Origin of the sequence: Enterococcus sp. DIV1208 (assembly GCF_050530455.1) — a bacterium.
Taxonomy (GTDB): domain Bacteria; phylum Bacillota; class Bacilli; order Lactobacillales; family Enterococcaceae; genus Enterococcus_B; species Enterococcus_B hirae.
Map to the genome: position 1 here is coordinate 98070 of NZ_CP172887.1, position 25472 is coordinate 123541.

Here is a 25472-nt window from a genome sequence, read left to right on the forward strand (position 1 = left end):
AAAGGAGAAAAGACAAATGAGTGATAAAAAGAAAGACGTTGTGCAAGAAAGTATCCCGCCAATGGGATTACGAATGATTGCCCGTGAATTTAAAAAAGATAAAATCGCCATTTTTTCATTAGGTTTACTCGTTATTTTATTGTTAGTTATCTTTATCGGTGCGTTATTTACAGACCAAGATAAAGTAATGTATGTCAGCATCTTTGATAAATATGCAGCTCCAGGTGCTATCTCTACCGAGGGGACAAAATTTATTTTAGGAGCAGATGAAGGTGGTCGGGATGTTTTAGGACAACTGATTATCGGTGCAAGAAACTCCGTCACCATTGGTTTTGCAATCACAGTCATCACTTCGATTATCGGGGTTGGACTAGGGATCATTTCTGGGTTTTATGGGGGGATCATCGATAATATTTTGATGCGTATCGTTGACTTCATTATGATTTTACCGATTATGTTGATTATTATCGTATTTGTATCGATTATCTCTAGATATAATGTTTGGTCGTTCATCTTCATTATGAGTGCATTTTATTGGGTTGCTAAAGCTCGATTATTCAGAAGTAAAACTTTATCAGAAGCAAGGCGTGATTATGTGAGTGCTTCAAAAACAATGGGAACAAGTGATTTTAAAATCATGTTCCGTGAAATCATGCCTAACTTAAGTTCATTGATCATTACCAACTTAACGATGAACTTTGCAGCAAATATTGGGATCGAGACCACTTTGACTTTCTTAGGGTTTGGCTTACCAGCAAATGTTCCTAGTTTAGGAACACTAATCGGTTATGCCAGCAACGGTGAGGTTTTAGTGAATCGACAATGGATCTGGTTACCTGCGTCAATTCTAATTTTAGTATTGATGTTGAGTATAAACTATGTTGGACAAGCGTTTAAGCGTTCTGCCGATGCACGCCAACGATTAGGATAAAGAAGAAAGCAAAGGGGGAAATAAGGAATGAAGAAATCAATTTTAGGCGTTGTTACACTTTTTTCAGTAATGGCATTAGCTGCTTGTGGAAGCGGCGGAGGTTCTAACTCTTCTGGGAGTTCAGCAAATAACGGTGAGAAGAAGGAATTAACATTTCCAATCTCAACGAAAAATGATAAAGATGCAATAAAAGATGGCGAATTGGAGGCTGCAGTAGCAACCGATAGTCAATTCAAAGGATTGTTCCAATGGGAATTTTATCAAGATTCTTACGATGCAGCATTTATGGCACCTTCTCATGAAGCACTATTTACAAATGATGCGGACTTCAAGATCACAAATGATGGTGCAGCGAGTTTAGATTTAGACCAAGAGACGAAAAAAGCAACGATCAAAGTAAAAGACAATGTAAAATGGTCAGATGGTAAAGATGTAACCGCAGATGACGTGATTTTCCCTTATGAAATTATCGGTAACAAGGATTATACAGGTATCCGTTATGATGATAACTTCCGAAACATCGTTGGGATGGAAGAATACCATAGCGGTAGCGCTCCGACAATCTCAGGTATCAAAAAAGTGGACAATAAGACAGTTGAAATCGAATATAAAAAAGTGGAACCAAGTATGCTTCAATCAGGTGGTGGGATTTGGGCATATGCAGCTCCAAAACACACACTTGAAGGTGTAGCAATCAAAGACATGGAATCAAGTGATCAAGTACGTAAAAATCCAGTGACTTTTGGTCCATATTACATGAGTAATATCGTTGCAGGAGAATCAGTAGAGTATCTACCAAATGAATATTACTGGAATGGCAAACCACAATTGAAAAAAATCACGATGAAATCATTGCCGATTGCTAGTGCAACAGAAGCTTTGAACTCAAAACTTTATGACATGATTTTCCAAATGCCTACAGATACGTATGACACATATAAAGATGTCTCAGGTTACACAAACTTAGGACGTGAACAAACATCATACACTTACTTAGGCTTCAAATTAGGTAAATGGAATGCTGAAAAGAGCAGTGTTGAATACGATCCAAATTCTAAAATGGCAGATAAATCATTGCGACAAGCAATGGGTTATGCATTAGATAACGATGCAGTAGGAGAACGTTTCTATGCAGGGTTAAGAAGCAATGCTACTTCATTGATTCCTCCTGTATTTGAATCATTCCACGATGACGATCTAAAAGGATTTACGCAAGATATCGATAAAGCAAACAAATTATTGGATGATGCTGGCTATAAAGATGTAGATGGTGATGGGTTACGTGAAGATAAAGACGGAAATAAATTAACGATCAACTTTGCTTCAATGTCAGGTGGCGAAACAGCGCAACCATTATCTGATTACTATGTGCAACAATGGAAAAAAATCGGCTTAGATGTGAAATACACGACTGGACGTTTAATCGAATTTAACTCATTCTACGATAAATTAGAAAATGACGATCCTGAAATTGATGTATATCAAGCAGCTTGGAGTACAGGAACTGATCCAAATCCAAACGGACTATGGGGACCAAATGCAGCATTCAACTACACTCGTTTTGAATCAGAAGAAAATACGAAATTGATCAATGATATCAATTCAAGTGAAGCATTTGATGCAGATTACCAAAAAGAAGCATATAAAAAATGGCAAGCATATGCATTTGAAGAAGCTTTCGCAATTCCAACATTGTTCCGTAATGAAGTACTACCAGTGAGCGATCGTACTAAAGATTGGGATTGGTCATATGATGCACCAAATCCATGGGCGAAAGTAACGGTAACAGCAGAATCACGTTCTTAAAATAAGGACATACATGCCGTTTAGCGAAAGTATTGAACGAATCTGGCAATGAGAAAGACCTCCCAAACACGGAAACGGTTTGGGAGGTCTTTTCGTATAGCTGGCAACTTTTGAATACTATTTATCAAATCAATCAAATGATCAGCTAATAAATTCTTTAATCGAAAAAATCATTGGATTCTTGAGGTTTATTAAACCTTTACTTACCTTTTGTCGGAACCATTTCAAATTTAGACAAAAACCAGTATAATAAGGAAGTATTGAAAAAATATCCATAAAGGAATGTGAAAAATGGACAATCAGCTGACAAATGAATTAAAAGAAAAGTATACTATCGTTTTTCACGATCTCAATTTACTTGAACAAGCTTTTACCCATTCATCCTATGTGAATGAGCATCGCAACCTTCAATTATCAGATAATGAACGATTAGAATTTTTAGGAGATGCCGTATTAGAATTAATGGTTTCAGAATATTTATATCGTTTATATCCAGATATCCCAGAAGGGAAACTAACAAAGACACGTGCGGCGATCGTTCGTGAAGATAGTTTATCCAAGTTTGCCAAAGAATGTGGATTTGATAAATATATCATGTTAGGTAAAGGAGAAGAAAATTCTGGGGGAAGAACCAGACCAGCTCTTCTTTGTGACTTATTTGAAGCCTTTCTAGGTGCTTTGTACCTTGATCAAGGGTTTGAAGCAGCCCATGCCTTTCTTCAAACAGTTGTCTTTCCAAAAGTCAAAGCAGGTGCTTTTTCACATGAGATGGATCATAAAACGAAGTTGCAAGAAGTGTTGCAAAAATCAGGTGATGTATTTATTGAATACCGATTAATAAAAGAGGAAGGTCCGGCACATGAACGGATTTTTTGGATCGAAGTCTATGTAGATGACAAGTTGATTGGGACTGGGCAAGGAAAATCGAAAAAACTAGCAGAACAAGCTGCTGCAGAAAATGCACTGGCAGCACTGTAAAAGTAAGTGAGGGAACGCTTCGTGTATTTAAAACGAATTGAAATAGCTGGATTTAAATCCTTTGCAGATAAAACAGTGATTGATTTTGAAAATAGTGTGACAGCCGTCGTTGGACCAAATGGGAGTGGCAAAAGTAATATCACTGAAGCAATCCGCTGGGTTTTAGGCGAGCAATCTGCTAAGAGCCTTCGAGGGGGGAAAATGCCCGATATTATTTTCGCTGGTTCAGACTCTCGTAAGCCTTTGAATGTGGCAGAAGTTACAGTACTTTTGGATAATTCCGATCATTATTTACCATTGGATTATCAAGAAATCAGCGTGACTCGTCGCTATCGACGAACAGGCGAAAGTGATTTTTTTATCAATAAACAACCTTGTCGATTGAAAGACATCCAAGAACTGTTCTTAGATTCAGGTTTAGGAAAAGAATCGTTTTCGATCATTTCACAAGGGAAAGTAGAAGCAATTTTTAGTAGTAAGCCAGAAGACCGTCGGGGAATATTTGAAGAAGCAGCAGGTGTATTAAAATATAAACAACGCAAGAAAAAAGCGGAACAAAAGTTATTTGAAACAGAAGATAATCTTAGTCGAGTACAAGACATTATTTACGAGTTGCAAGAGCAATTAACACCTCTAGCTGAGCAAAGTGAAATCGCTAAGAAATTTTTGCAGTTAAAAGAAGAATTAACCCAAACGGATATAGCGTTGATGATTACGGAGATCAACGTAGCGAAAAAAGAGTGGGAAGAAAAACAAACTCAGCTGACACAATTCAATCAAGAGCTGACAAAATTAGCGACACATATCCAATCGCAAGAAGCCGTACTATCAGAAAAAAGAAAGCAAAACGCCAAAAAAGACCGTCAAATTGAAAAAGGTCAACAAAGTCTGTTGGCATTGTCTGAAAGATTAAAACAAGCAGAAGGGCAAAAAGATGTCTTAATAGAGCGGACAAAGCATACACAAAAGAGTACGCAAGAATATCAGGCTTCTTTGGCCGAGGCGCAAAAGAAAGTAGCGCATTTTGAGGAACTTCAGGAAAAATTGACAAAAGAAACAACTGAAAAAGAAACAGAAATCCAAGAAGCACAACAACAGTTGATGAAGACACAACAAGAATTGGAAAAATATCAAAAATCAACGAAGGAATTATTATCTGAATTACGAGATCAATATGTTGATTTGATGCAAGAACAAGCGAATGTCGGAAATGAATTGAAATATCTTGAACGTCAATATTTACAAGAAACGTCCAAAAGTAAACAAACATTAGCGAAGCAATCAGAAGTAGAAGCCTCTGTCTTGGCGTTATCCTCTCAAAAACAGGAACTATCTGAAAAACAAGCAAATCTTCAACAAGCTTTAGTTAAGAACCAACATGAGTTGGAAGAAGTTCAAACAAAAGGGAAAACAGTACAAACTAAATTAACCAATGAACAACCTAAAATGTACCAATTGATGAACCAAGTCCAACAATTACAGGCACGCCAAAAAAGTTTACAAGAAATCCAAGAAAACTATTTTGGTTTTTACCAGGGCGTTCGGTTAGTTTTACAACATAAACAACAATTATCTGGTATCGTAGGTGCAGTCGCTGAGTTGATTGATGTACCTAGCTCTTTTACCCTTGCAATCGAAACAGCTCTAGGTGGAGCAGCGCAACACGTCATTGTTGAAAACGAACACGATGCACGTCAAGCAATCACTTATTTGAAAAAGCAAAGAGGGGGTAGAGCGACCTTTTTACCGTTAACAACGATTAAACCTAGACAGTTACCTGCGCACGTTCTTTCGCAAGCAGCAGCGGTAGATGGGTTTTTAGGTATCGCAAGTGAACAGGTGACATTCCCTGCAGAAATTCAAACCGTGGTCCACAATTTATTGGGAACGATCTTATTAGCGAAGGATCTAACTAGTGCCAATGCTATTGCTCAGACCATACGATACCAATACCGAGTAGTGTCTCTGGAAGGAGACGTGATGAATGCTGGTGGTTCCATGACGGGTGGAGCAAATAAACGGGGAAATCAAGGCAGTCTCTTCTCTCAAAATCAAGAATTGAAACAGCTGACAGCTGAATATGAACAAGCAGATCAGCAGTTGCAAAATCAAGAAAAAATTGTTCAAGAACTACAAACCAAAGTCGCTGACTTGAGCCAAAAACAAGAAAAGTTGCGTACGCAAAATGAACAATTGCGGTTTGAAGAGCAGGAAATAACGAATCAACTGCAAAATATCACGAATGACTTAGCACGCTTTGAAAAAGAAAAGCAACTCTCAAACTTTGAAACGAGAGAATTGCAACAATTCATCGAAACATATCAAAAACAACAAGCAGAGTTAACGGCAAGACAAAAGGAAATCGAACAACAACGACAACAAATCGATGAAGAGATCAAATCACTGAACCAAGAAAGTGATCAAATGGAAGAAAAACGATCACAAGTCCAAGCACGAAAAGCACAGGAACAAGCAGATTTAGCTGTCTTGAAAGAGCAATTCAATCATTTACAGATCCAATTACGTGGAGCACGTGTTCAAAAAAATGAAGCACTTGAACGTCAGACAAGTTTAGAGCAACAATTAGCAACATTGACTGCAGATTTTTCTGATCATGAAATCACTGAAGAAAGTTTAGCGAGCCAAATCACGGAACTTGCGCAACAGCGTGAAGAACTACAAGCAGAACTAGTGGCAGTGAAGGAACAACGAGAACGTACGCAAAAAGAAATCGATCAGCTTGAAACAGTACTTGCTGAAAAAAACCAACAACAAAAGCAACAGCTAACAGAACAATCGAAACTGGAAGTGCAAAAAGACCGTGCAGAAATGTTGTTGGATCATCAGCTGAGCTATTTGCAAACGGAATACCAAATCAGCTTTGAAAAAGCTGTCACTGATTACCAGCCAACTTCCGATATTGTAAGTAGTCGCACGAAAGTAGCAGTCTTAAAAGAGCAGATCGCAGACCTTGGACCAGTGAATATCCGTTCGATTGAGCAATTTGAGCAAGTGAATGAACGACATACGTTTTTAGCCACACAACGTGATGATTTGTTATCTGCAAAGAACCAATTGTTTGAAACAATGGAAGAAATGGATGCTGAAGTACGGGCTCGCTTTAAAGAAGTCTTTGAAGCAATCAGGCAAGAGTTTAAAGTAGTCTTTCCTAATATGTTTGGTGGTGGTCGCGCAGAATTGGTATTGACTGACCCATCGGATCTATTAAAAACAGGGATCGAAATCGAAGTGCAACCACCAGGCAAGAAATTACAAAGTCTGAGCTTGCTTTCTGGAGGGGAAAGAGCATTAACTGCTATCGCCTTGCTGTTTTCAATCATCCGAGTTTGTCCTGTTCCATTTTGTATTTTAGACGAAGTAGAAGCTGCGTTAGATGAAGCAAATGTGAAAAGATTTGGACGTTATTTAAGTGATTTCCAAGATGACACTCAATTCATCGTGGTCACACACCGAAAAGGTACCATGGTAGCTGCCGATGTTTTATATGGAGTAACCATGCAAGAATCAGGTGTTTCAAAAATTGTGTCTGTCCGTATGGAAGATATCAATGAAGAAGAAAAAATGGAAACGAAGGTGTAAGGAAATAAATGATTAAATTAATTGCGATCGACTTAGACGGTACATTATTGAATGAAGAAAAACAAATTTCAGATGAGAATAAGCAAGCTTTAGCGAAAGCAAAAGAAAAAGGTGTTAAGATCGTTTTATGTACTGGTCGTCCCTTAGCAGCAATGGCTCATTATTTGCAAGAGTTAGGATTAGTGGACGAAGGGGATTATAGCATCACCTTCAATGGTGGTCTTGTTCAAAAAAATGATACAGGAGAAATCATTGAGAAAAAAGTGATGGAAGTTGCTGATATCCATCGTTTATATGATCTTGCGCAAAAATTGGCATTGCCCTTAGATATATTATCAGATCATGTGGTTTTACAATTACCGACTGCACCAGGGAAAAAATCTTTATACAACACATTAAATAAATTATTGCAGTTTCAACCGGCAAATTTAGCAGATCTGACAGACGAGTTTGTGTTGAATAAAGCAGTTATTGCCTATCCGCAAGCGGAATTAGATCCTAAGATCAAAGAAATACCAGCCGAATTTCATGAACGTTATGAAATCATCAAGACCCGCAGTATGCTTTTAGAATTTATGCCAAAAGGTGTGACAAAAGCTTATGGTATTTCTTTACTAGCAAAAGATTTAGGTTTAGAACCAGCTGAGATCATGGCAATTGGGGATGAAGAAAATGACTTGCCGATGATTGAATACGCTGGAATGGGTGTTGCCATGGCAAATGCCGTCCCATTTGTTAAAGAAGCAGCGAATTATGTTACGTCAAGTAACTTAGAACATGGTGTAGCCAAAGTTATCGAAAAATTTGTTTTAGATTAGGGGGGATCATATGGGCTTTTTTGATAAAATCAAGCGTGCTTTTACTGGTGAACAACAAGAACCAGAAGAAGTCGAAGTACAAGAGAAATATGATAAAGGGTTAGAAAAAACCAGAAAAACATTTGGCGAACGAATGAATGAATTGTTTGCTAATTTTCGGACAGTAGACGAAGACTTTTTTGAAGAATTAGAAGAAACACTGATTGGTGCGGATGTTGGGTTTGATACGGCTATTCAGATTTCTGAAGCGTTGCGTCAAGAAGTAAAACTGAGAAACGCAAAGAAACCAGCTGAGATCCAAAATGCAATCATTGAAAAATTAGTGGATTTATATGAACAAGAAGGAATCAACGAAGTTAATGAATTAAATCTACAAGAAGAAGGATTAACAGTTATTTTGTTTGTCGGGGTAAACGGTGTTGGAAAAACAACCAGTATCGGAAAACTAGCCCACCAATACAAAAATGAAGGAAAAAAAGTGCTGCTGGCAGCAGCCGATACTTTCCGAGCAGGTGCGATTGACCAATTAGTGGTTTGGGGCGAACGTGCTGGTGTCGAAGTGGTTCGGGGAAATGCTGGTGGCGACCCAGCAGCCGTTGTGTATGATGCGATGGAACGTGCGAAAAGTGAACAGGCAGATGTGTTGTTAGTAGATACAGCTGGACGTTTACAAAACAAAGTCAACTTGATGAATGAGTTGGAAAAAATCAAACGTGTCATTCAACGAGAATTACCAGATGCACCTCATGAAACATTACTTGTACTAGATGCGACTACTGGTCAAAATGCAATGGTACAAGCAAAACAATTTAAAGAAACAACTGATGTCACTGGGCTTGTTTTAACCAAACTAGATGGTACAGCCAAAGGTGGGATCGTGTTAGCCATCCGTAATGAACTTCACTTACCAGTGAAATTGGTAGGGCTTGGCGAAGGAATCGATGATCTTGAACCATTTGAACCTAATGATTTTGTTATTGGTTTATTTAAAGGATTGTTGAAAGAAGAGTAAGCAGTTATTCTTTTTATCAGCAAGAAGAGCACCTAGCTAAAAAATTGAATCTTTTTAGCTAGATGCTTTTTCTTATAGAAAGGTAACGGTAATTCTACATATAATGATGGTATTAGTAAGGTATGGGAGTGAACCAACCCAACCGACGAAGTAAGCGTACATAAAATTGGACAGACTTTTTTTATATTTTGAAACAATTTCATTCTTTTTCTGGCTATTTTTTACTATAATTAGAGGCATACGAACTGGAGGATAATCAACATGAATTTTAAACAATTACTAAAACATCCTAGTTCACGTCCATTTATCGATCAAGCACGTTTTGGTGTGGAACGAGAAGGACAGCGAGTGAACCTTACAGGAGATCTAACACGTACTGATCATCCAAGTGTTTTTGGCGATCGTACGTTTCATCCATATATACAGACAGACTTTAGTGAAACACAAATTGAATTAATTACACCAGTCACCGATTCGATCCATGAGCTTTTCCAATATATGTCAGCCATTTATGATGTTGCTGCTCGCTCAATTCCTGAAAATGAAATGATCTGGCCTTTAAGTATGCCACCAGCATTGCCAGCAAAAGATGAAGACATCATGATTGCAAAATTAGCAAATTTTGAAGATGTGTTATATCGCCGCTATTTAGCTAAAGAATATGGGAAAAGAAAGCAAATGGTTAGTGGTATCCATTTTAATTTTGAATTTGGAGATGATTTGCTTCGATCGTTGTTTGTGCAACAAACAGAGTTTTCGGAGTTTGCTGCTTTTAAAACAGAGCTATATTTGAAAACTGCGCGCAATTTTCTGCGCTATCGGTGGTTGATTACCTATTTTTATGGGGCATCACCATTAAGTGAAGCAAACTATTTCATTGATAAACCAGCTCCTAATGAGCCAGTTCGAAGTATTCGGAATAGTTCGTATGGTTATACGAATCATCCAAATGTCAAAGTTTCGTATGCTTCAATGGAGCAATATTTGTTCGACATTGAAAAGATGGTTGAAGAAGGAAAACTATCAGAAGAAAAAGAATTTTATACGCCACTTCGTTTTCGTGGTGGTAAACGGGTAGCAGATTTAGCTAAAACGGGTGTGCGTTATATCGAATTAAGAAATATCGATTTAAATCCCAATGCACGTTTAGGAATTGATCAAGAACAAGTTCGTTTCTTACAGTTATTTTTAACTTATATGTTATGGACGGAAGAAAAAGAAGCAGCTGATCAATGGGTAGAAGAAGGAACTAGAAAAAATGAAATCGTCTCTCTTGAACATCCTCTAAATCAAACCGAGTTTATCGAGGAAGGCCGTTATCTTTTAACTGATATGAAGAAAATGGCGCTCGAACTTGAGCAACTAGAGGCACTACCATTGATTGAAAAAATGTTAGAAGAACTGGAACGTCCAAGTGAAACACTAGCAGGAACAATCTATCAAGCAGCAAAAGAAAGTAGTCAACATCAGTTTGCTACCTCTTTGGGTCTTTCTTACTATCAAAAAGCGCATGAACGTCCGTATCAACTCGCAGGATTTAGAGAGATGGAGTTGTCTACGCAAATCTTGTTATTTGATGCGATCCAAAAAGGTATTGAAGTGAAAGTGATTGACGAATCGGATCAATTTTTGCGGTTACAGCATCACGATCATATTGAGTACGTGAAAAATGCAAATATGACAAGTAAAGATAGCTATATCGTTCCCTTGATCATGGAAAATAAAACGGTCACTAAAAAAGTCTTGAGAGAAGCCGGCTATCGTGTGCCAAACGGAGCCGAGTTTACGACAATGGAGGAAGCAGTCAAAGCCTATCCAAGATTCGCAAACAAAGCATTTGTCATTAAACCTAAATCAACGAACTATGGACTAGGCATCACGATTTTTAAAGAAGGTGCTGATTTAGCTGACTATCAAGCAGGACTTGCGATTGCCTTTAGCGAAGATCGTTCGATTTTAGTAGAAGAATTTATGCCAGGCACGGAATATCGCTTCTTTGTGATTGATGGCAAAGTCAAAGCAATCATGCTTCGTAAACCTGCTAATGTCGTTGGAGATGGACAACGTACAGTTGCTGAATTGGTCGCTGAAAAGAATCTTGATCCTTTAAGAGGCACAAACCATCGAGCACCTTTAGAGCTAATTCATTTAGGAGAATTAGAGCAACTGATGTTAAAAGAACAAGGGCTTACCGTTTCTTCTGTTCCCCAGAAAGATCAGGTTGTTTATCTACGAGAAAATTCTAATATTAGTACAGGTGGCGATTCGATTGATGTCACAGACGAATTTTCTGAAAGTTATAAGCAGATAGCTGTTTCTGCAGTTGAAGCTTTAGGCGCAAAAATTAGTGGAATCGATTTGATTATTCCGGACAAAGAGGTAGCACCGGAAAACAGCGCTACTGCTTATGGGATTATCGAAGCTAACTTTAATCCAGCGATGCATATGCACGTGTACCCATTTGCAGGTAAAGGGAGAAGATTGACTTTAGACGTGTTGAATTTATTGTATCCTGAACTTAATATCCTGACTCAAAATTAATCACATTATGGCAAAACTCACTAGCTAAAAAATAACCCATAGAATCCAGAAAATAAGGATGTTATTTTCGGATTTTATGGTTTTTTTTATGCATCGGGTTGCTAAGTACACGATTTATTTTTAAAAGTCATGTGCAAATGATCGCCCTGTTTACTACTTTTACTGCTCAGTCTCTTAGATTTTTTTGAAAACAAGTATGAAATCAAAAAAAACGAACAAAAACTGAATCTAGTTTAATGATACGCTTTTTTTGTTCAATCAGGACAGTATAAAAATACCCGATGTTTGAAAAAGAAAGTGAGTGAAATAAATGAAAAAAAGTACTTTTTTAATCAGCACTGGCTTGTTGGCTTCTTTTTTATCAATTAATAATCCAAGGGTATACGCAGCAAGCACAACTACGACTCCGAGTCCAGCAACAGCTGAAACACCGATCAGTGCGCCATTAGAATTACCAACAAATGGTGGGACTAATCCAACGCCACCAAGTAATACGAAAGATCCTGCCAGCTCATCTGATCCAGGGAATAAATCAAATAATCCTACGGTTGCCTTTGGGATTGCTTATGAACCAGGTACTTTTACAATCCCGTCAACAAAATTATTGGAAACTGGCTCTCAAACGATCCCTGTGACCATGCCGCAAAATTCTGGCACATTTGATGTCGGGGTCAAAGACAAAACTCGGGAAACTATGGGATGGTCTTTAAAAGCACAAGTTGTTTGGGATAATGGAGAAAAAGGAATGTCGATTCAAACTGCCCATACTGGAACTAATGCGAAGGTCAATACTGGAAATGGTCAGTTAGTGGACGCTCCAGCTGGTTCAGTTACTGCTGTGCCTAATGTTGAGATTACATCAGATGCTCAAGTTTTATTGATGTCAGGAACACAGGGATTTGTGCATAATGACACCTATGATTATGGATTAGGACAAGTGTCTCTTAAAATAGCAGATACAAAAACTACGCCAGCAGGGACACATACAGGACATGTCGAATGGAATCTATCGGTTGCTCCATAATTACCTTAAGAAGGGAAAGGACTTACTCTTTTCCTTTTTTTGATTATTGGCAGACCAAGCTTTTGATCAAAGAGCTGCTGATAATCAAAAAAAGGAAGGAAGAACGGTATTGTTAAAAAAAGTGCAATCAATCATCTTATTTCTTATGTTTATGTTTATTGGTACGTTGGATGTTCAAGCAGAAGAAATAATGGGAGGCTATACGATCGAACGTATTCCCAATGTGCATCAAATTGATATTAATTTAGGCTATTTTTATCTATGTGAGCAACCAGGTACACAAGATCAATTGGGTGTTAAATTGATCAATAGTTCAAATCAGGAGAAACGATTAACGATTAAAGTTACAAACGCAAATACCAATGTGAATGGTTTGTTAGATTATACAGGTACGATAAAAGACAACAAAGATTTGAAATTACCATTGACTTCGATCGTCAAATCGACACAGTCAGAAGTCAAAGTACCAGCAAAGAGTGAAGTAAATACCTCTCTTACGGTTACATTACCCAAAGAAAAATTTCCCGGTGTGGTCGTCGGAGGAATCGTGGTTTCTGAGAAAGCTGAAAAAACACCAAAAGATCAGAAAAAAGAAGTATCAATCGAAAATACGTATAACTACACATTAGGAGTAGTTTTAACCAACAATGCAAAAACCAAAATGAATCAACCTATTTCTGTTACTTTAGAAAAAGTCGCTCCGATTTTATCAAATGGAAGAAAAATCATTCAAGCAGATATTTTAAATCCTAACCCTTATATATTTGATCAAGCAACTGTTGCAGGTAAAATTCTTGAAAAAAATACAGATAAAGTCATCAAAGAGCAACAAAAAACAAATGTAAATATTGCACCTTATTCAGTCTATCCTTTTCAATTTGATTGGAAAAAGGATGAACTAAAAGCAGGGACATATGTTTTTACTGGTTCAGTTAAGGCAGGTGGCAAGGAATGGTTATTTAGCAAAGAATTTACGATCAATCCAACAACGGCTAATGATATCAATGAACAGTCGCTTTATCACGTTGTTGTTCCTCAATGACTCCAAATTAGTTGGATCATTCTCTTTTTAGTCAATGTAGCTGGCATCATCTATCTGGCTATAAGATATAAGAAAAAATAATGAGTACTCATTCTCTTTTTTCGTTTATATCCATTTTTAGAAAAAATAGGAGTATGAATGATTTACTTTATGAACAGAAATAACATACTTTCAAAGGAGGAATCAAATAAGTATAAGTCTTATATTTATTTGATTGGAAGGAGTGAACAATTATGTATACGATACCGATTTTTATTATTTCAACGGGTATTCTCTTCATGAGCTTAGCCATTTACCTATTTTTAATGAATTATAAAAGAGTGATTATAGGAGAAGAAAATAAAACGATTCTTTATCTTAATACACTAATTCTTATTACTTCAATTTGTTTCATCTTATTAGGTATTGGTTACTTTTTCGTTGTGGCGAAACAATTATAAGTGAAGAGGAGCTGACTGATTTGAGAAAAATAAAATATGTTTCGATTATGATGATTTTGTTAGGAAATATGGTTTATTATGGACAATCAGGCTTTGCAGATAGCCAAACAGAGCAAACAGCGACTGCCGTTGAAAACAACGACTTGAAGCAAGTAATAGAATCGCCAAAACTACTCACTAAGAAAGAAAATTCGCCAACAGGAGGAATTCATCAGGGAGTCTATCAACACATCAACTATCTATTGAATGATTCAGAACTAACGCTGTCAGGATTGTCAGACAATACCCAAGTCCCAGCCATCGTGATTAATTCTTCATTTTTAGATGCTATTCAACCAAATATAAAAAAACTAATCTTATCTCCACAATTTTTGAGAGATATCAACAAAAATGAAGTGCATTCTTTGACGGTATCTGCTGATCTTCCTTTCGCCCCTTGTATTGCTAGTGATCAGGGAAATAGTGTCAACTTGTCACAAGTATTTTTTAGAAATCAAACACTTAGAAATGTTGATTTTGGGCAGACTGATTTTAGTCAAGTGACTAATACAAGTGAAATGTTTAAAAACTGTGCACAATTACAATCTGTAAAGATCAACAAACTTGATGCGACTAATTTAGGAGGCATGTTTATGAATTGTCCGAATTTAACACAAGTGACAATCTTAGAAAATGAAATGCCAGAAGATTTGAGTGATATGTTTAATGATTGTCCACAGTTAACAAAAATTGAGGGAATCAACAATTGGAAGACAACCATGATTAAAAGTGTCAAAGGATTCGTCACTAATTGTCACGCATTAAAAAATTTAGATTTAAGTCATTGGCCTGTTTCATTACAGAATCAATTGCAAGAACAACTAGCAAACAGTGTCATTTTAAAAGACCTAATGAATGAACATTCTATTGAGGGAAGTTATGTAGCGACATCGCCTGTAGATCAAATAACTTCCTCTGTTACAGCAGCAACCGGTACTGTATCGGAATGGCAATATCAGTTGACGCCACAAAAGGATCGTTATCTTTTAACGAAATACATTGGAAAGAGCCAAGAAATAATTGTACCTACAGTAATCAATGGAAAGCCGACTATTTTGAACAATATCAACACTGCAGTTTTCCCTAATTATAAATCGATTACCAGTTTTAAAATTGCTTCGGGGAATAAAGTACCAATTCAAACGACAGATTTAAGACATGCTTTTCAATTTTGGTCGAATTTAAAGGAAGTATATTTGACGGGATTGGATGTTAGTACAGTGACAAACACAGGAGCGATGTTTGCTAATGATCCCCTTTTAACTAAAGCAAATCTGAGTGGTTGGGATACTTCCCATATTATAGATATGAATTATATGTTCAATGCAGATCGAAAATTACAAGAATTAGAACTAGCAAATTGGGATGTTCGTCAAGTAGTAAATATGGATCATATGTTTTCTTATTTATCTAGTGTAAAAAAATTAGATTTGAGCTCTTTTCAAACCGAAAAAGTAAAGATTATGAACAGCATGTTTCTTGGCATGAATGAGTTAAACTTATTAGATTTAAGACAATTTGATCTGACGAATGTCACTGATACTACTAATATCTTTACTACAGACAACAAGACTCCACTATTAGTTATTGCCAAAGATAATAAACTATTGAATTATAATTATCTTTCAAATAATCGGATAATCGCTGGTCCAACTTTTGATGCCAACGGGGGGACGTTTGAAGATAATAGTATAACAAAACACTATTTCCAATCTGTTGCGGTTTCTCCTACCGATCCTAAACTACAAATGGCAACACTTGATCAATTCAAAGCTACTCTAGTCGCTGAGAAACCAAATAGCATTTTTATCGGCTGGAACATAAAAGAAGGGGGCAGTGGAAATCAGGTGACAGACTTACTCAATACGACTTATCAAGCCATCTGGTCACCATTACCAGAAATGCCATCTCCTTCAGACAATATGAGACCGGGAACAACAAGTTCATTTGGACTTTCTTATATCCCTAAGAAATTTAGCTTTCTTGAAACACCATTAAAAGAATCAGGAGAGCAATATATTCCATTTATTAAACAAACTTCTTTTGATGTCGGTGTATGTGATGAGAGTCAAACTAATAATAGTTGGTCACTACAAGCGCAACTTGTTTGGGATAGCGCTCAGGAGATTCCAACAAGCTCGATCGTCCTAACTAACCAAGGTATCGTGAAGAAAAATATCAATGATGGAAATGCGCCATTTAATCCTAGTACGGACTTGGTTGATTGTGGTAGTGAAGTCCAAGGTACTATTTCACCAGAAATAAAAACGGATAGCCCAACCGTTATAATGAAAGCTACTCAAGCAATTCATACCTCTGTCTATAATTATGATTTAGGAAATGTCTCGCTCAAAATCACTGATGCAAAGGTAGCACAACCCGGAAATTATACGGGGCACGTTGAATGGAATTTAGTTAATGCCCCTTAAAATTGATTGAATAGTTATGAAGATCAAAAGAAATTAGCTATGGGATAACATAGGTGAAAGATTTTTTACTGAATGAGGTATGTTGTAGATTGAAAATAGTGTTCAACGCCAAAAAAAGAGAAGATACTTAAATTGCTTGTCAATTTTAGTATCTTCTCTTTTTTAGAGATTGTTTTGAGTATCATGCCTTTTATGGGAAATATGACAGTCAGCATAAGCTTAAAATAGTCGTTCCCAAAAACTTTTTTTCTTCGGCTGTTCTTTTGGAGAAAGAGACTCTTGTTTGGGATATTTCTTTTCTACATCAATGACTGGCTCGTTGACCGCTTCTTTAGCAGCGACTAATAAACCAAAGCTATTGGGATCATCAGATACATAATCATTAACGATCGTAAAGCGTACATTTTGTTTGGTAGCAAGTTGGATATATTGATTCTGGATCGTTAAAGGTAGCGAGCCATTCAGAAGAACCGTAACATCGGGTTGTTTTTCGATTTCTTTGAGAAAGTTTTCTTTGTTTATGGGATCTTTCATCTCAGCTACAGTCATACTTAAGTAGCAACGTTCACGGAATGTCCCCATATATTTATGTTGTTCCTCTGGATTAACTAATGGTGTACCATACATCCCCTTATCTAAGTGGCTCTGTACATCATCTTTTGACATCAAAATATCCTCCTTTTCATTGTATAGCTAATAAAAGTATAACATACAAACAATTGAAGTTTGAAAGGAAAAAAAGCGGTTGCTTTTGTTCATCTGTTCACTTAGAATAAGAATGAGAATCATTATCAATTACAGGAGGGGTTTGATGCGCTACGGTTGGCTCATAGGGTTGTTAGGTTTACTGACTATCAGCTCATTATTTATTGGTGTCTCAACGATTCAAGTAATTGATTTGCTTCAATTCAAAGGACAAAGCACGCAATTGTTTCTTGCCACTCGTCTGCCACGAACGGTTTGCCTGATCCTTGCAGGAGCAACTAGCAGTATTTGTGGCTTGATCATGCAACATTTGACGCAAAATAAATTTGTTTCGCCTACCACAGCTGGAACGATGGATAGTGCAAGATTGGGTATTTTAGTGGTGATGCTTTTTTTACCAAATGCACCGTTGCTTTTACGTTCATTTACCGCTTTTTTGTTTGCTTTTGGTGGGACACTTTTATTTCTTTTTTTGGCACAAACGTTACCTCAAAAGAATCAACTGATGTTACCATTGATCGGTGTCATGTTAGGTAATATCATCGGCTCCATTGCCACTTTTTTTGCTTATCAATTTCAATTGATCCAAAATATGTCTTCTTGGTTACAGGGGAATTTTGCCACGATTATACGTGGAAATTATGAATTGCTTTATGTAACCGTTCCATTATTAATCGTTATTTCTTTCTTTGCTTATCGATTTACGATTGTTGGATTGGGGGAGTCATTTGCGGTCAATTTAGGGATTGACTATAAAAAAATGCAGTTACTAGGGATCGGTCTCGTTTCTTTGGCTAGTGCGATTGTTTTGATCATGGTGGGAAGTATTCCATTTTTAGGGGTAATCATTCCAAATATCACAGCCCGTTTATATGGAGATCAAGTACATAAAACAATTGGTATTACTGCATTGTTGGGAAGTGTTTTCTTACTTTTTTGTGATATCGTTGCTCGCTTGGTGATCTATCCTTACGAAATCCCAGTAAGTGTGATCGTGGGAATCTTCGGGGCTATTATTTTTCTCTATTTGTTGGTTAGGAGGAAAAAATATGCTTAAAAAAAGGGGCGTATTCATTGGACTGTTGCTTCTTGTCCTCTTAGTGATTATGAGCTATTTAACGATCAACACTTATGGAAATTGGCAATTTGCTTGGGCCTTACGGAGTAAAAAAATCGTTGCTTTTTTACTGGTTGCGTTAGCCACCAGTAGTGCCACGATCAGTTTTCAGACAATTACCCAAAATCAGTTTTTGACACCCTCAGTATTAGGACTAGATTCTCTCTATGTCTTAGTTCAAACGGTCCTTTTCTTTATCGTTGGGGGTGTGACCATGCTTCAGCAAACAGGGACTGGCTTTTTTTTGACAAATATTGCGTTAATGGTTGGCTTGAGTCAATTACTCTTTTTCTTTTTACTAAAGAAAGGACAAATGAACTTGTTTTTGCTTTTGATGACTGGTGTCATCTTAGGGACTTTGTTCAGTAGTGTGAGTACATTTCTACAAGTGGTGATGGACCCAAACGAATATGATTTATTACAAGGAAAATTATTTGCTAGTTTTGGGAACATCCCTAGTCATTATCTAGTACCAGCAACTATATTGATTAGTGGTACATGGCTCTTTTTGTTTTATAAAAGTCGTTATTTAGACGTTTTTCATCTAGGGCAAGAGCAGGCAATCAATTTAGGAATCGATACAGAGCGATTTCAATTTTTAATCCTGTGTTGTGTCAGTCTTTTAACAGGAACAGCAACGGCATTAGTAGGACCATTAACTTTTTTAGGTTTTATTGTAGCGAATGTTAGTTACCGATTATTTGCGACTTATCGGCATCGAGAGTTGTTTTTAGGTAGTTTTTTGGTAGCGTTACTGTTTTTGGTAGGGGGACAACTGCTGGTTGAACAAATTTTTAAATGGAATACCACTGTCAGTGTCATCGTAGAGTTTTCAGGAGGACTGTACTTTATGATCAAACTGATTCGAGAAAGGAAGACAATTGGATGATCGATTTAAAAAAGGTCAATAAAAGTTACCATGACAAACGGGTAGTCAAAGATGTCGATGTCTCTATCCATGACCAAAGATTAACGGCTTTTATTGGTCCCAATGGTGCTGGTAAATCAACGGTTTTATCCATGATTAGTCGTTTGATTGCGAAAGATACTGGGGAAATCTATCTTGATCATAATGAAGTGAAAGCCTGGCGATCAAAAGAATTAGCTCAAAAATTAGCCATTTTACGCCAATCAAATGGCATCAGTATGCAAATCACAGTGGAAGAATTGGTAGAATTTGGGCGCTTTCCTTATACAAAAGGCAAGCTAACTACAAAGGATCAACAAATCGTGGCGGAAGCTTTGCAACACTTAGGTTTAACCTCCTTAAAAAACCAGATGATCCATACGCTTTCGGGTGGGCAACTACAACGAGCCTATATAGCGATGGTGTTAGCCCAAGATACTGATTATATCTTACTAGATGAACCGCTAAATAATTTGGATATGAATTTTGCTGTTCAGATCATGCAAATTTTACAACACTTAGTTCGAGATTTAGGGAAAACGATCATTATTGTGCTTCATGATATCAATTTTGCAGCAAGCTATGCGGATGAGATCATTGCCATGAAAAATGGGGAACTGTTTCTTCAAGGAGCCACCAATGAAATTATTCAAAAGAACATCTTAGATGAATTATATGAAATGGACATTCGAGTTTGCGAGATTGAAGGGCGCAGATTCTGTCTTTATTTTTAAAATAGCAGAAGGAGAATCGGAATGAAAAAATTAGTTGTCAGTTTTTTATTAGTAGCAACAGTAGCGTTAGCAGCATGTGGTAGCAATGCGGGGAGTACTACGTCAAATACGAAAACCAGCGGCGGAGAAGTTCAATCTTCTTTGACCGTAAAAGACAGTAACGGTGAGAAAATTGAAGTTAAACAAAAACCTCAAAAAGTCGTCGTCTTTGATAATGGTTCTTTAGATACTTTGGATGCATTAGGAGTGAGGGATAAAGTCGTTGGTGCGGCCACGAAGAATTTACCAGACTATTTGGCAAAATATAAAGAAGTGGATTCCGCAGGCGGACTTAAAGAACCTGATTTAGAAAAAATCAACCAAATGCAACCTGATTTGATCATTATCTCAGGGAGACAAAGCGATTATCAAGAGGAATTAAATAAAATTGCGCCTACTTTATATTTAGCTGTTGATTCAAGCAAGCCATGGGAATCGATACAACAAAATGTTCAAACCTTAGGAAAGATTTTTGATCGAGAAGATCAAGCCGAGGCAGGACTTACCGATTTAACTAAAAAAATCAATGAGATAAAAGAAAAAACAAGTAATCTTGATCAAACTGCGTTAGTGACGTTAGTCAATGAAGGACAATTATCCGCCTATGGTTCAGGATCACGCTTCGGACTTGTTCATGATGTCTTTGGTTTTAAACAAGCAGATGAACATATTGAAGCTTCTACTCATGGACAAAGCGTCTCTTATGAATATGTATTAGACAAAAATCCTGGTATTCTTTTTGTGGTAGATCGTACGAAAGCGATCGGTGGCGATGACAGTAAGGATAATGTCGCTGCGAATGAGTTGATTGTACAAACGGATGCAGGTAAACATCATAAAGTGATTTCGCTACAGCCAGACGTTTGGTATCTAAGTGGTGGAGGCTTAGAATCCATGAAATTAATGATTGAAGATGTTGCTCAAGCCTTGAAATAAAGTAAAAACGAGATGGGACGATTGTTATCGGTCTCATTTTCTTTATATATAAAAAAATATTAGATTCTATAGATGGTGGAGTAATCTTTTTTATAGTCATAACGGGATGTGCTCATATTTATGTAAGCTTAGAACGACTATTTCTTTCTTGAGGAAAAAATTAATGAATATTATATCTTCAACTATGCTATATTTGTTAGCAACTCCCACTAATGAATCGAATAAAGTTTTTTAAATTATTCATCTTAATCTCTACATATGAAAGGAATTGAATTATATGGATTATTATCAACGTCGTTATGAGCTTTTAGCCCTGACCTTAGGGTTAAAACGTAATACCAACTTATACTATAGAATGGAAGATGCTGTCAAAGAGCACAAGAGAGACGGTGATACTGGCACAGAGGACGAAGTGATGCTACTTTCTACCTACAAAAAAATGATTGAACAGGATACTGATGGGTTCTTTATTGATGAAAATAGGAAAGAACACATTCTTTCGTCATTAACAAAAACACTAGATTTTTGTAATGCACCAAGTACTACTGCATCGTTACAAATACTGGAAAGTCTTAAAACAAATGATCCTACGTCATTTTTGATTGTACCACTTGCCTATCCTCTTTATTCTGGTAAAGGACATTGTTCTGGATTAATAATATATAAACATGGAAATTGTTATGACGTAGTAATGGTTGATAAAGCGAAACTATTTAATCATCAATTTCCTGTTGGACTTGTAACCATCTATGCTGAAAGAATAGATCAGCTTAATCATGTACTTTATTTAAGTAATAAGTTTGCTCTACCAACGATACAACCTTTCGAAGAATTAAAGAAATTAGTTCGCATATCAACAAAAAAGTGTGTTTCTAGGCTTAACGTTGATATGTCACCTCAAAATGTTGGAAACTGCATTGTTAACGAGGTAGAATCTACACTTAAAGTAGCTCTTTTTAACTGTCAAAAAAGTATTCTGTCATATTCTCATTCTAAACCAACATTGAGACCTAAATGGAACTCTTGCCCTCATTCAACTTTAGAGATGAGAAAACGATTTCTTAAGGCTTTAAAAACTAATAAACATGAACAAAATAAGTCTTTTGACTATATTTTTAACAATTATTATCTGAAGCGAAAAAATCATCCAAAAAATGTAAAATTACAACAGAAGATGATGAAATTAGAAAAAATACGAAGTCAAAGAAAAAATAATATATATAAAAAAATAAAATACATAGTTTTAAAAAGAAGATATAACAATATTTATAAAAGAAATTGGAGGCTTTATAAACGGAATAAAATTGTTGAAGAATTTAAAAAAGATTCTCGTATTGTAGGAATCAACAATGAACAAATGCCACCTTCTATACCTCAATTAAAAAAAATGGGAGATATTCTTACCTTACCTAGCCAACAAAGAACTGAGCCTTCGTTACAATCATATGTTGTAAAGCAAGAGAAATACTTTTCTAGAACATAAGCTTGTTTAATAAAAGTACATTTTTTTTAAGGAAGATTAATGGTTATGGATTTGTATATAGATATATATATTTAGAAGATTTAAATAGGAGAAAAAATGAGACTGTCAGAAAATAATCTGTCAGTCTCTCTTTTGGTTATAAAGCAAGCTATTAGTAGCATTTAGGGAAGTCTGTCTTCAACATAAATTCATTTTCGACTTCATAAGGATTAATTCTAGGTTGATGCTGGGTAAATAATCGTGTGAAAAATTTTTTTATCATCTCGTTCGCCTCCTATGGTGTTGATAAGGATACTAAACGAATCATAAATAAAACTTAACTTTTTCACATTTTCGTTTCAGCTAATGTTTGGTAATTCAGAATCTTCATTGTACGATAAAATTCAGCTGGTAAATGTGCCCACCGTTTTAACAATTGGGAAAAATAACTTTTTCCGGCTTTGATTTTATACTCACCTAGTACCAAGCCAAAAGAAGGCATTAGTTTTTTTGATAATTGTTTAAATGTCGTGAGGGCTTGTTCTTTATCCTCGTTGACAAATAAGGTTTTTACTTCAATATAAGATCCTTCAATATTTTGGGTTTCTTCAATAAAATAGATTTTTTTCGTATATTCTCTCATAGGAACTCCTCCGATATCCATTGTATTTATTGGTTATTTCAACGATAACGAAAAGATGTTAATAAAACGTGAACAAAAAATTATTCTTTTTCAAGCAATGATTAAGGATTTTTTATTTTGAACTTTCCAGTCCTTTATTTTAGGCAGGTTTAAGAATTCTTTCAACGGAAGTAGTTGAAAGTTATAACAAATTTCGCTACAGTTAAGAAAACGAAAAAGCAAAAGGTGAGGATCGCGATGGAACAATTGATCAATCGAAATTTGGTTTTTGCGCAACATCAACGTATTGAAACAGAGCGCTTGATTTTACGCCCCGTTACATTAAATGATGCAAAAGACATGTATGACTATGCTCATGATGAAGAAACGACACGGTTTGTATTTCCAACACATCAATCCGTTGAAGATACGAAAAACAGCATCGCTAATTATTTTATGTCAGCACCTTTAGGGAAGTACGGTATTGAATTAAAAGAAAATCAACAATTCATCGGGACAATTGATTTAAGAGTACAAGAAAATGAAGATAACGCAGAGATCGGATATGCACTGAATAAGAACTATTGGGGAAGAGGATTTGTTCCAGAAGCGAGTCAAGCATTGATAAAATTAGGATTTGAAGAGTTAAACTTGGTCCGAATCTTTGCTTATCACGATGCAGAAAACCCTAAGTCGGGGCGTGTAATGGAAAAACTTGGGATGAAAAAAGAAGGAATCATCCCTGATGCAAGGCGTTTCAAAGGAAAAATCGTTTCAGTTGTCTTGCGAGGATTGACACGACAAGAATGGCAAGCAGGTAGAAGTTGATAAAGGTGTAGCATAAACAAGTTAGTTGCATCTGAGTTGTAAAATCATTAAGCTAAGTTTGAGGTGATAAGAATGGAATTATTACTAACAGATGAAGCAAAAGAAAAATTATTAGCACAACAAAACGAAGATGAACAGTTATTACTTGATATTGAAGACGGAGATGGTCCTTTTGCCGACAGTCGAGTAACTTGTCAGATTGATACATCCTTTCGTTTGATTCTCGTAAAGAAAGAGACAACAAAAGATTTGAGTTTATACTCTGTCAAAGTAGAAACAGCTGTTGGACCAATCTACATCAAAAAAAGTGCATTGATGTATCTAGATGATCCGACGACAATTGCAGTTGAACCGACTTATAAGAGTTTACAGTTAAAAGGCCCCAGTGGATTACTAAAAGGTAATCTTCAAATCATACATCACGAGTAGAAAATAGGAGACAGAAGGTAAGCGTATGGGAAACTTGGCAATTATCAGCGATTTACATGTAGATATCAATCAGTTTAGTGAACAAGAATGGCTGATTTTGTGGAAGGTTCTCACAGACAAAGGGATCACACGGCTTCACTTAGCAGGAGATGTGGCGAATAAAGTCGATCTTTGTCAAGCAGTTGTTGAATTTTTTGCCAAAAAAGGAATTCCTACAACGTTCAACTTTGGGAACCATGAATTGGCAGATGTTGAGGGAGAAGAAATGATGAATCATTTCCCGGATTCTCACTTTTTAAATGAACGATATCTGGCGTTGAATAAGCAGACAGTCCTACTTGGGATGAATGGTTGGTATGATTATCAATTCTCAGAGTTAAAAGAAAATAAACAAATTCTGCGTATGAAGAACCTTTACTGGTATGATCGTTTTATTAAACGAGAGGGAAGTGACATTGAAGTCAACGCTCGAGTTCTGATAGCAATGAAAAAGTTACTAGACCAGTTAGAAGCAAAAAAACTGGACGTTATTTTAACGACACATTTTGTTCCTAAAAAAGACTTTATTGTCTATCAAAACGCTCCATACGAACGCTGGAACAACTTAAATGCTTTTTTAGGTTCCGCTTCTTTTGGACAACTATTAGATCAATACGATAATATCAAACAGGTTGTTTTTGGACATACCCATCGCCGTTTTGAAGATAAACTCATTCATGGTACCCGCTATAGTTGCCGTCCTTTTGGCTATTATTATGAATGGCAATTGACGAGGGAGTTTGTACGAGAAAATCACTTGATCGATAGTTATCATCCCATGAAGTTACGCACGCTATTACGAAAACACGACCCAGAGTTTAATCGCTACCGCAATGAACATTTGTACGAAGAGTTTGCAAAAGCCATGACGACCATTTCTTATTAGAAGGGTTGTCATGGCTTTTTATTCCATTGTCAACGAGTAATATCATTTTTTGAAAATAGGGTTAGAACGGTCACGGTCTAACTATTTATTGCGGAGCTAGGCACTCGT

At 36.4% G+C, this 25472-nt stretch carries 21 protein-coding genes; 19 read left to right on the forward strand and 2 right to left on the reverse strand.

Annotated elements, in window-relative coordinates; translation table 11 throughout:
* Positions 1-16: 16 nt before the first annotated feature.
* The 11 genes from IGK91_RS00520 (at position 17) to IGK91_RS00570 (ending at position 16660) form a co-directional block, all read left to right on the forward strand.
* Positions 17-931 carry an ABC transporter permease gene (locus IGK91_RS00520; RefSeq protein WP_010720416.1) on the forward strand — a complete coding sequence of 305 codons (915 nt, stop codon included), beginning with the start codon at positions 17-19 and terminating at the stop codon, positions 929-931.
* Between the two features lie 27 nt (positions 932-958).
* Positions 959-2737, forward strand: coding sequence for an oligopeptide ABC transporter substrate-binding protein (locus IGK91_RS00525; RefSeq protein ID WP_010720415.1), 1779 nt, complete (start codon positions 959-961; stop codon positions 2735-2737).
* A 291-nt stretch (positions 2738-3028) separates the two neighbouring features.
* Positions 3029-3715, forward strand: a complete 687-nt coding sequence (gene rnc / locus IGK91_RS00530) for a ribonuclease III (RefSeq protein WP_010720414.1) — start codon at positions 3029-3031, stop codon at positions 3713-3715.
* Positions 3716-3736: 21 nt separating this feature from the next.
* Positions 3737-7315: a chromosome segregation protein SMC gene (gene smc, locus IGK91_RS00535; protein ID WP_081129467.1), complete on the forward strand. Its 3579-nt coding sequence runs from the start codon at positions 3737-3739 to the stop codon at positions 7313-7315.
* Positions 7316-7323: 8 nt separating this feature from the next.
* Positions 7324-8133, forward strand: coding sequence for a Cof-type HAD-IIB family hydrolase (locus tag IGK91_RS00540; RefSeq protein ID WP_034866719.1), 810 nt, complete (start codon positions 7324-7326; stop codon positions 8131-8133).
* Positions 8134-8143: 10 nt separating this feature from the next.
* On the forward strand, positions 8144-9145 hold the full coding sequence (ftsY, locus tag IGK91_RS00545) for a signal recognition particle-docking protein FtsY (RefSeq protein ID WP_010720411.1): 1002 nt from the start codon (positions 8144-8146) through the stop codon (positions 9143-9145).
* A 261-nt stretch (positions 9146-9406) separates the two neighbouring features.
* Positions 9407-11686, forward strand: a complete 2280-nt coding sequence (gene gshAB, locus IGK91_RS00550) for a bifunctional glutamate--cysteine ligase GshA/glutathione synthetase GshB (RefSeq protein WP_010736811.1) — start codon at positions 9407-9409, stop codon at positions 11684-11686.
* A gap of 310 nt (positions 11687-11996) precedes the next feature.
* Positions 11997-12710, forward strand: a complete 714-nt coding sequence (locus IGK91_RS00555; protein WP_010736812.1) for a hypothetical protein — start codon at positions 11997-11999, stop codon at positions 12708-12710.
* A gap of 109 nt (positions 12711-12819) precedes the next feature.
* Positions 12820-13752 carry a DUF3324 domain-containing protein gene (locus IGK91_RS00560; protein ID WP_258924946.1) on the forward strand — a complete coding sequence of 311 codons (933 nt, stop codon included), beginning with the start codon at positions 12820-12822 and terminating at the stop codon, positions 13750-13752.
* 233 nt (positions 13753-13985) lie between these two features.
* A complete protein-coding gene (locus tag IGK91_RS00565) occupies positions 13986-14192 on the forward strand; it encodes a hypothetical protein (RefSeq protein ID WP_010736814.1) in 207 nt (68 codons plus the stop codon).
* Positions 14193-14212: 20 nt separating this feature from the next.
* A complete protein-coding gene (locus IGK91_RS00570) occupies positions 14213-16660 on the forward strand; it encodes a BspA family leucine-rich repeat surface protein (protein WP_081123103.1) in 2448 nt (815 codons plus the stop codon).
* A gap of 219 nt (positions 16661-16879) precedes the next feature.
* Here IGK91_RS00570 and IGK91_RS00575 read toward each other — a convergent pair whose 3' ends face one another.
* Complete coding sequence (locus IGK91_RS00575; protein ID WP_010720405.1) at positions 16880-17326, reverse strand: YueI family protein; 447 nt, start codon at positions 17324-17326, stop codon at positions 16880-16882.
* Positions 17327-17471: 145 nt separating this feature from the next.
* Here IGK91_RS00575 and IGK91_RS00580 point away from each other — a divergent pair, with 145 nt between their 5' ends.
* From IGK91_RS00580 to IGK91_RS00600, 5 genes are all read left to right on the forward strand, one after another.
* Positions 17472-18422, forward strand: a complete 951-nt coding sequence (locus IGK91_RS00580) for an ABC transporter permease (RefSeq protein ID WP_010736816.1) — start codon at positions 17472-17474, stop codon at positions 18420-18422.
* Complete coding sequence (locus IGK91_RS00585; protein ID WP_010736817.1) at positions 18415-19371, forward strand: iron chelate uptake ABC transporter family permease subunit; 957 nt, start codon at positions 18415-18417, stop codon at positions 19369-19371. Before IGK91_RS00580 ends, IGK91_RS00585 begins: the two co-directional genes overlap by 8 nt.
* Positions 19368-20123 (forward strand): ABC transporter ATP-binding protein, encoded by a 756-nt coding sequence (locus IGK91_RS00590; protein WP_010736818.1) that lies wholly within the window; start codon positions 19368-19370, stop codon positions 20121-20123. Before IGK91_RS00585 ends, IGK91_RS00590 begins: the two co-directional genes overlap by 4 nt.
* 21 nt (positions 20124-20144) lie before the next feature.
* Complete coding sequence (locus IGK91_RS00595; RefSeq protein WP_081123104.1) at positions 20145-21098, forward strand: siderophore ABC transporter substrate-binding protein; 954 nt, start codon at positions 20145-20147, stop codon at positions 21096-21098.
* Positions 21099-21375: 277 nt separating this feature from the next.
* Entirely contained in the window at positions 21376-22581 is a 1206-nt protein-coding gene (locus IGK91_RS00600; protein WP_430605311.1) for a hypothetical protein, read from the forward strand.
* Positions 22582-22906: 325 nt separating this feature from the next.
* Here IGK91_RS00600 and IGK91_RS00605 read toward each other — a convergent pair whose 3' ends face one another.
* Positions 22907-23203 carry a hypothetical protein gene (locus tag IGK91_RS00605; RefSeq protein ID WP_010736821.1) on the reverse strand — a complete coding sequence of 99 codons (297 nt, stop codon included), beginning with the start codon at positions 23201-23203 and terminating at the stop codon, positions 22907-22909.
* A gap of 237 nt (positions 23204-23440) precedes the next feature.
* Here IGK91_RS00605 and IGK91_RS00610 point away from each other — a divergent pair, with 237 nt between their 5' ends.
* The 3 genes from IGK91_RS00610 to IGK91_RS00620 all read left to right on the forward strand — a co-directional run bounded on the left by IGK91_RS00610 (position 23441) and on the right by IGK91_RS00620 (position 25364).
* Positions 23441-24010 carry a GNAT family N-acetyltransferase gene (locus IGK91_RS00610; protein WP_010720398.1) on the forward strand — a complete coding sequence of 190 codons (570 nt, stop codon included), beginning with the start codon at positions 23441-23443 and terminating at the stop codon, positions 24008-24010.
* Positions 24011-24082: 72 nt separating this feature from the next.
* Positions 24083-24439, forward strand: a complete 357-nt coding sequence (locus IGK91_RS00615) for an iron-sulfur cluster biosynthesis family protein (protein ID WP_010736822.1) — start codon at positions 24083-24085, stop codon at positions 24437-24439.
* A gap of 25 nt (positions 24440-24464) precedes the next feature.
* Positions 24465-25364, forward strand: a complete 900-nt coding sequence (locus IGK91_RS00620; RefSeq protein ID WP_010736823.1) for a metallophosphoesterase — start codon at positions 24465-24467, stop codon at positions 25362-25364.
* The last annotated feature ends 108 nt before the right edge of the window (positions 25365-25472 follow it).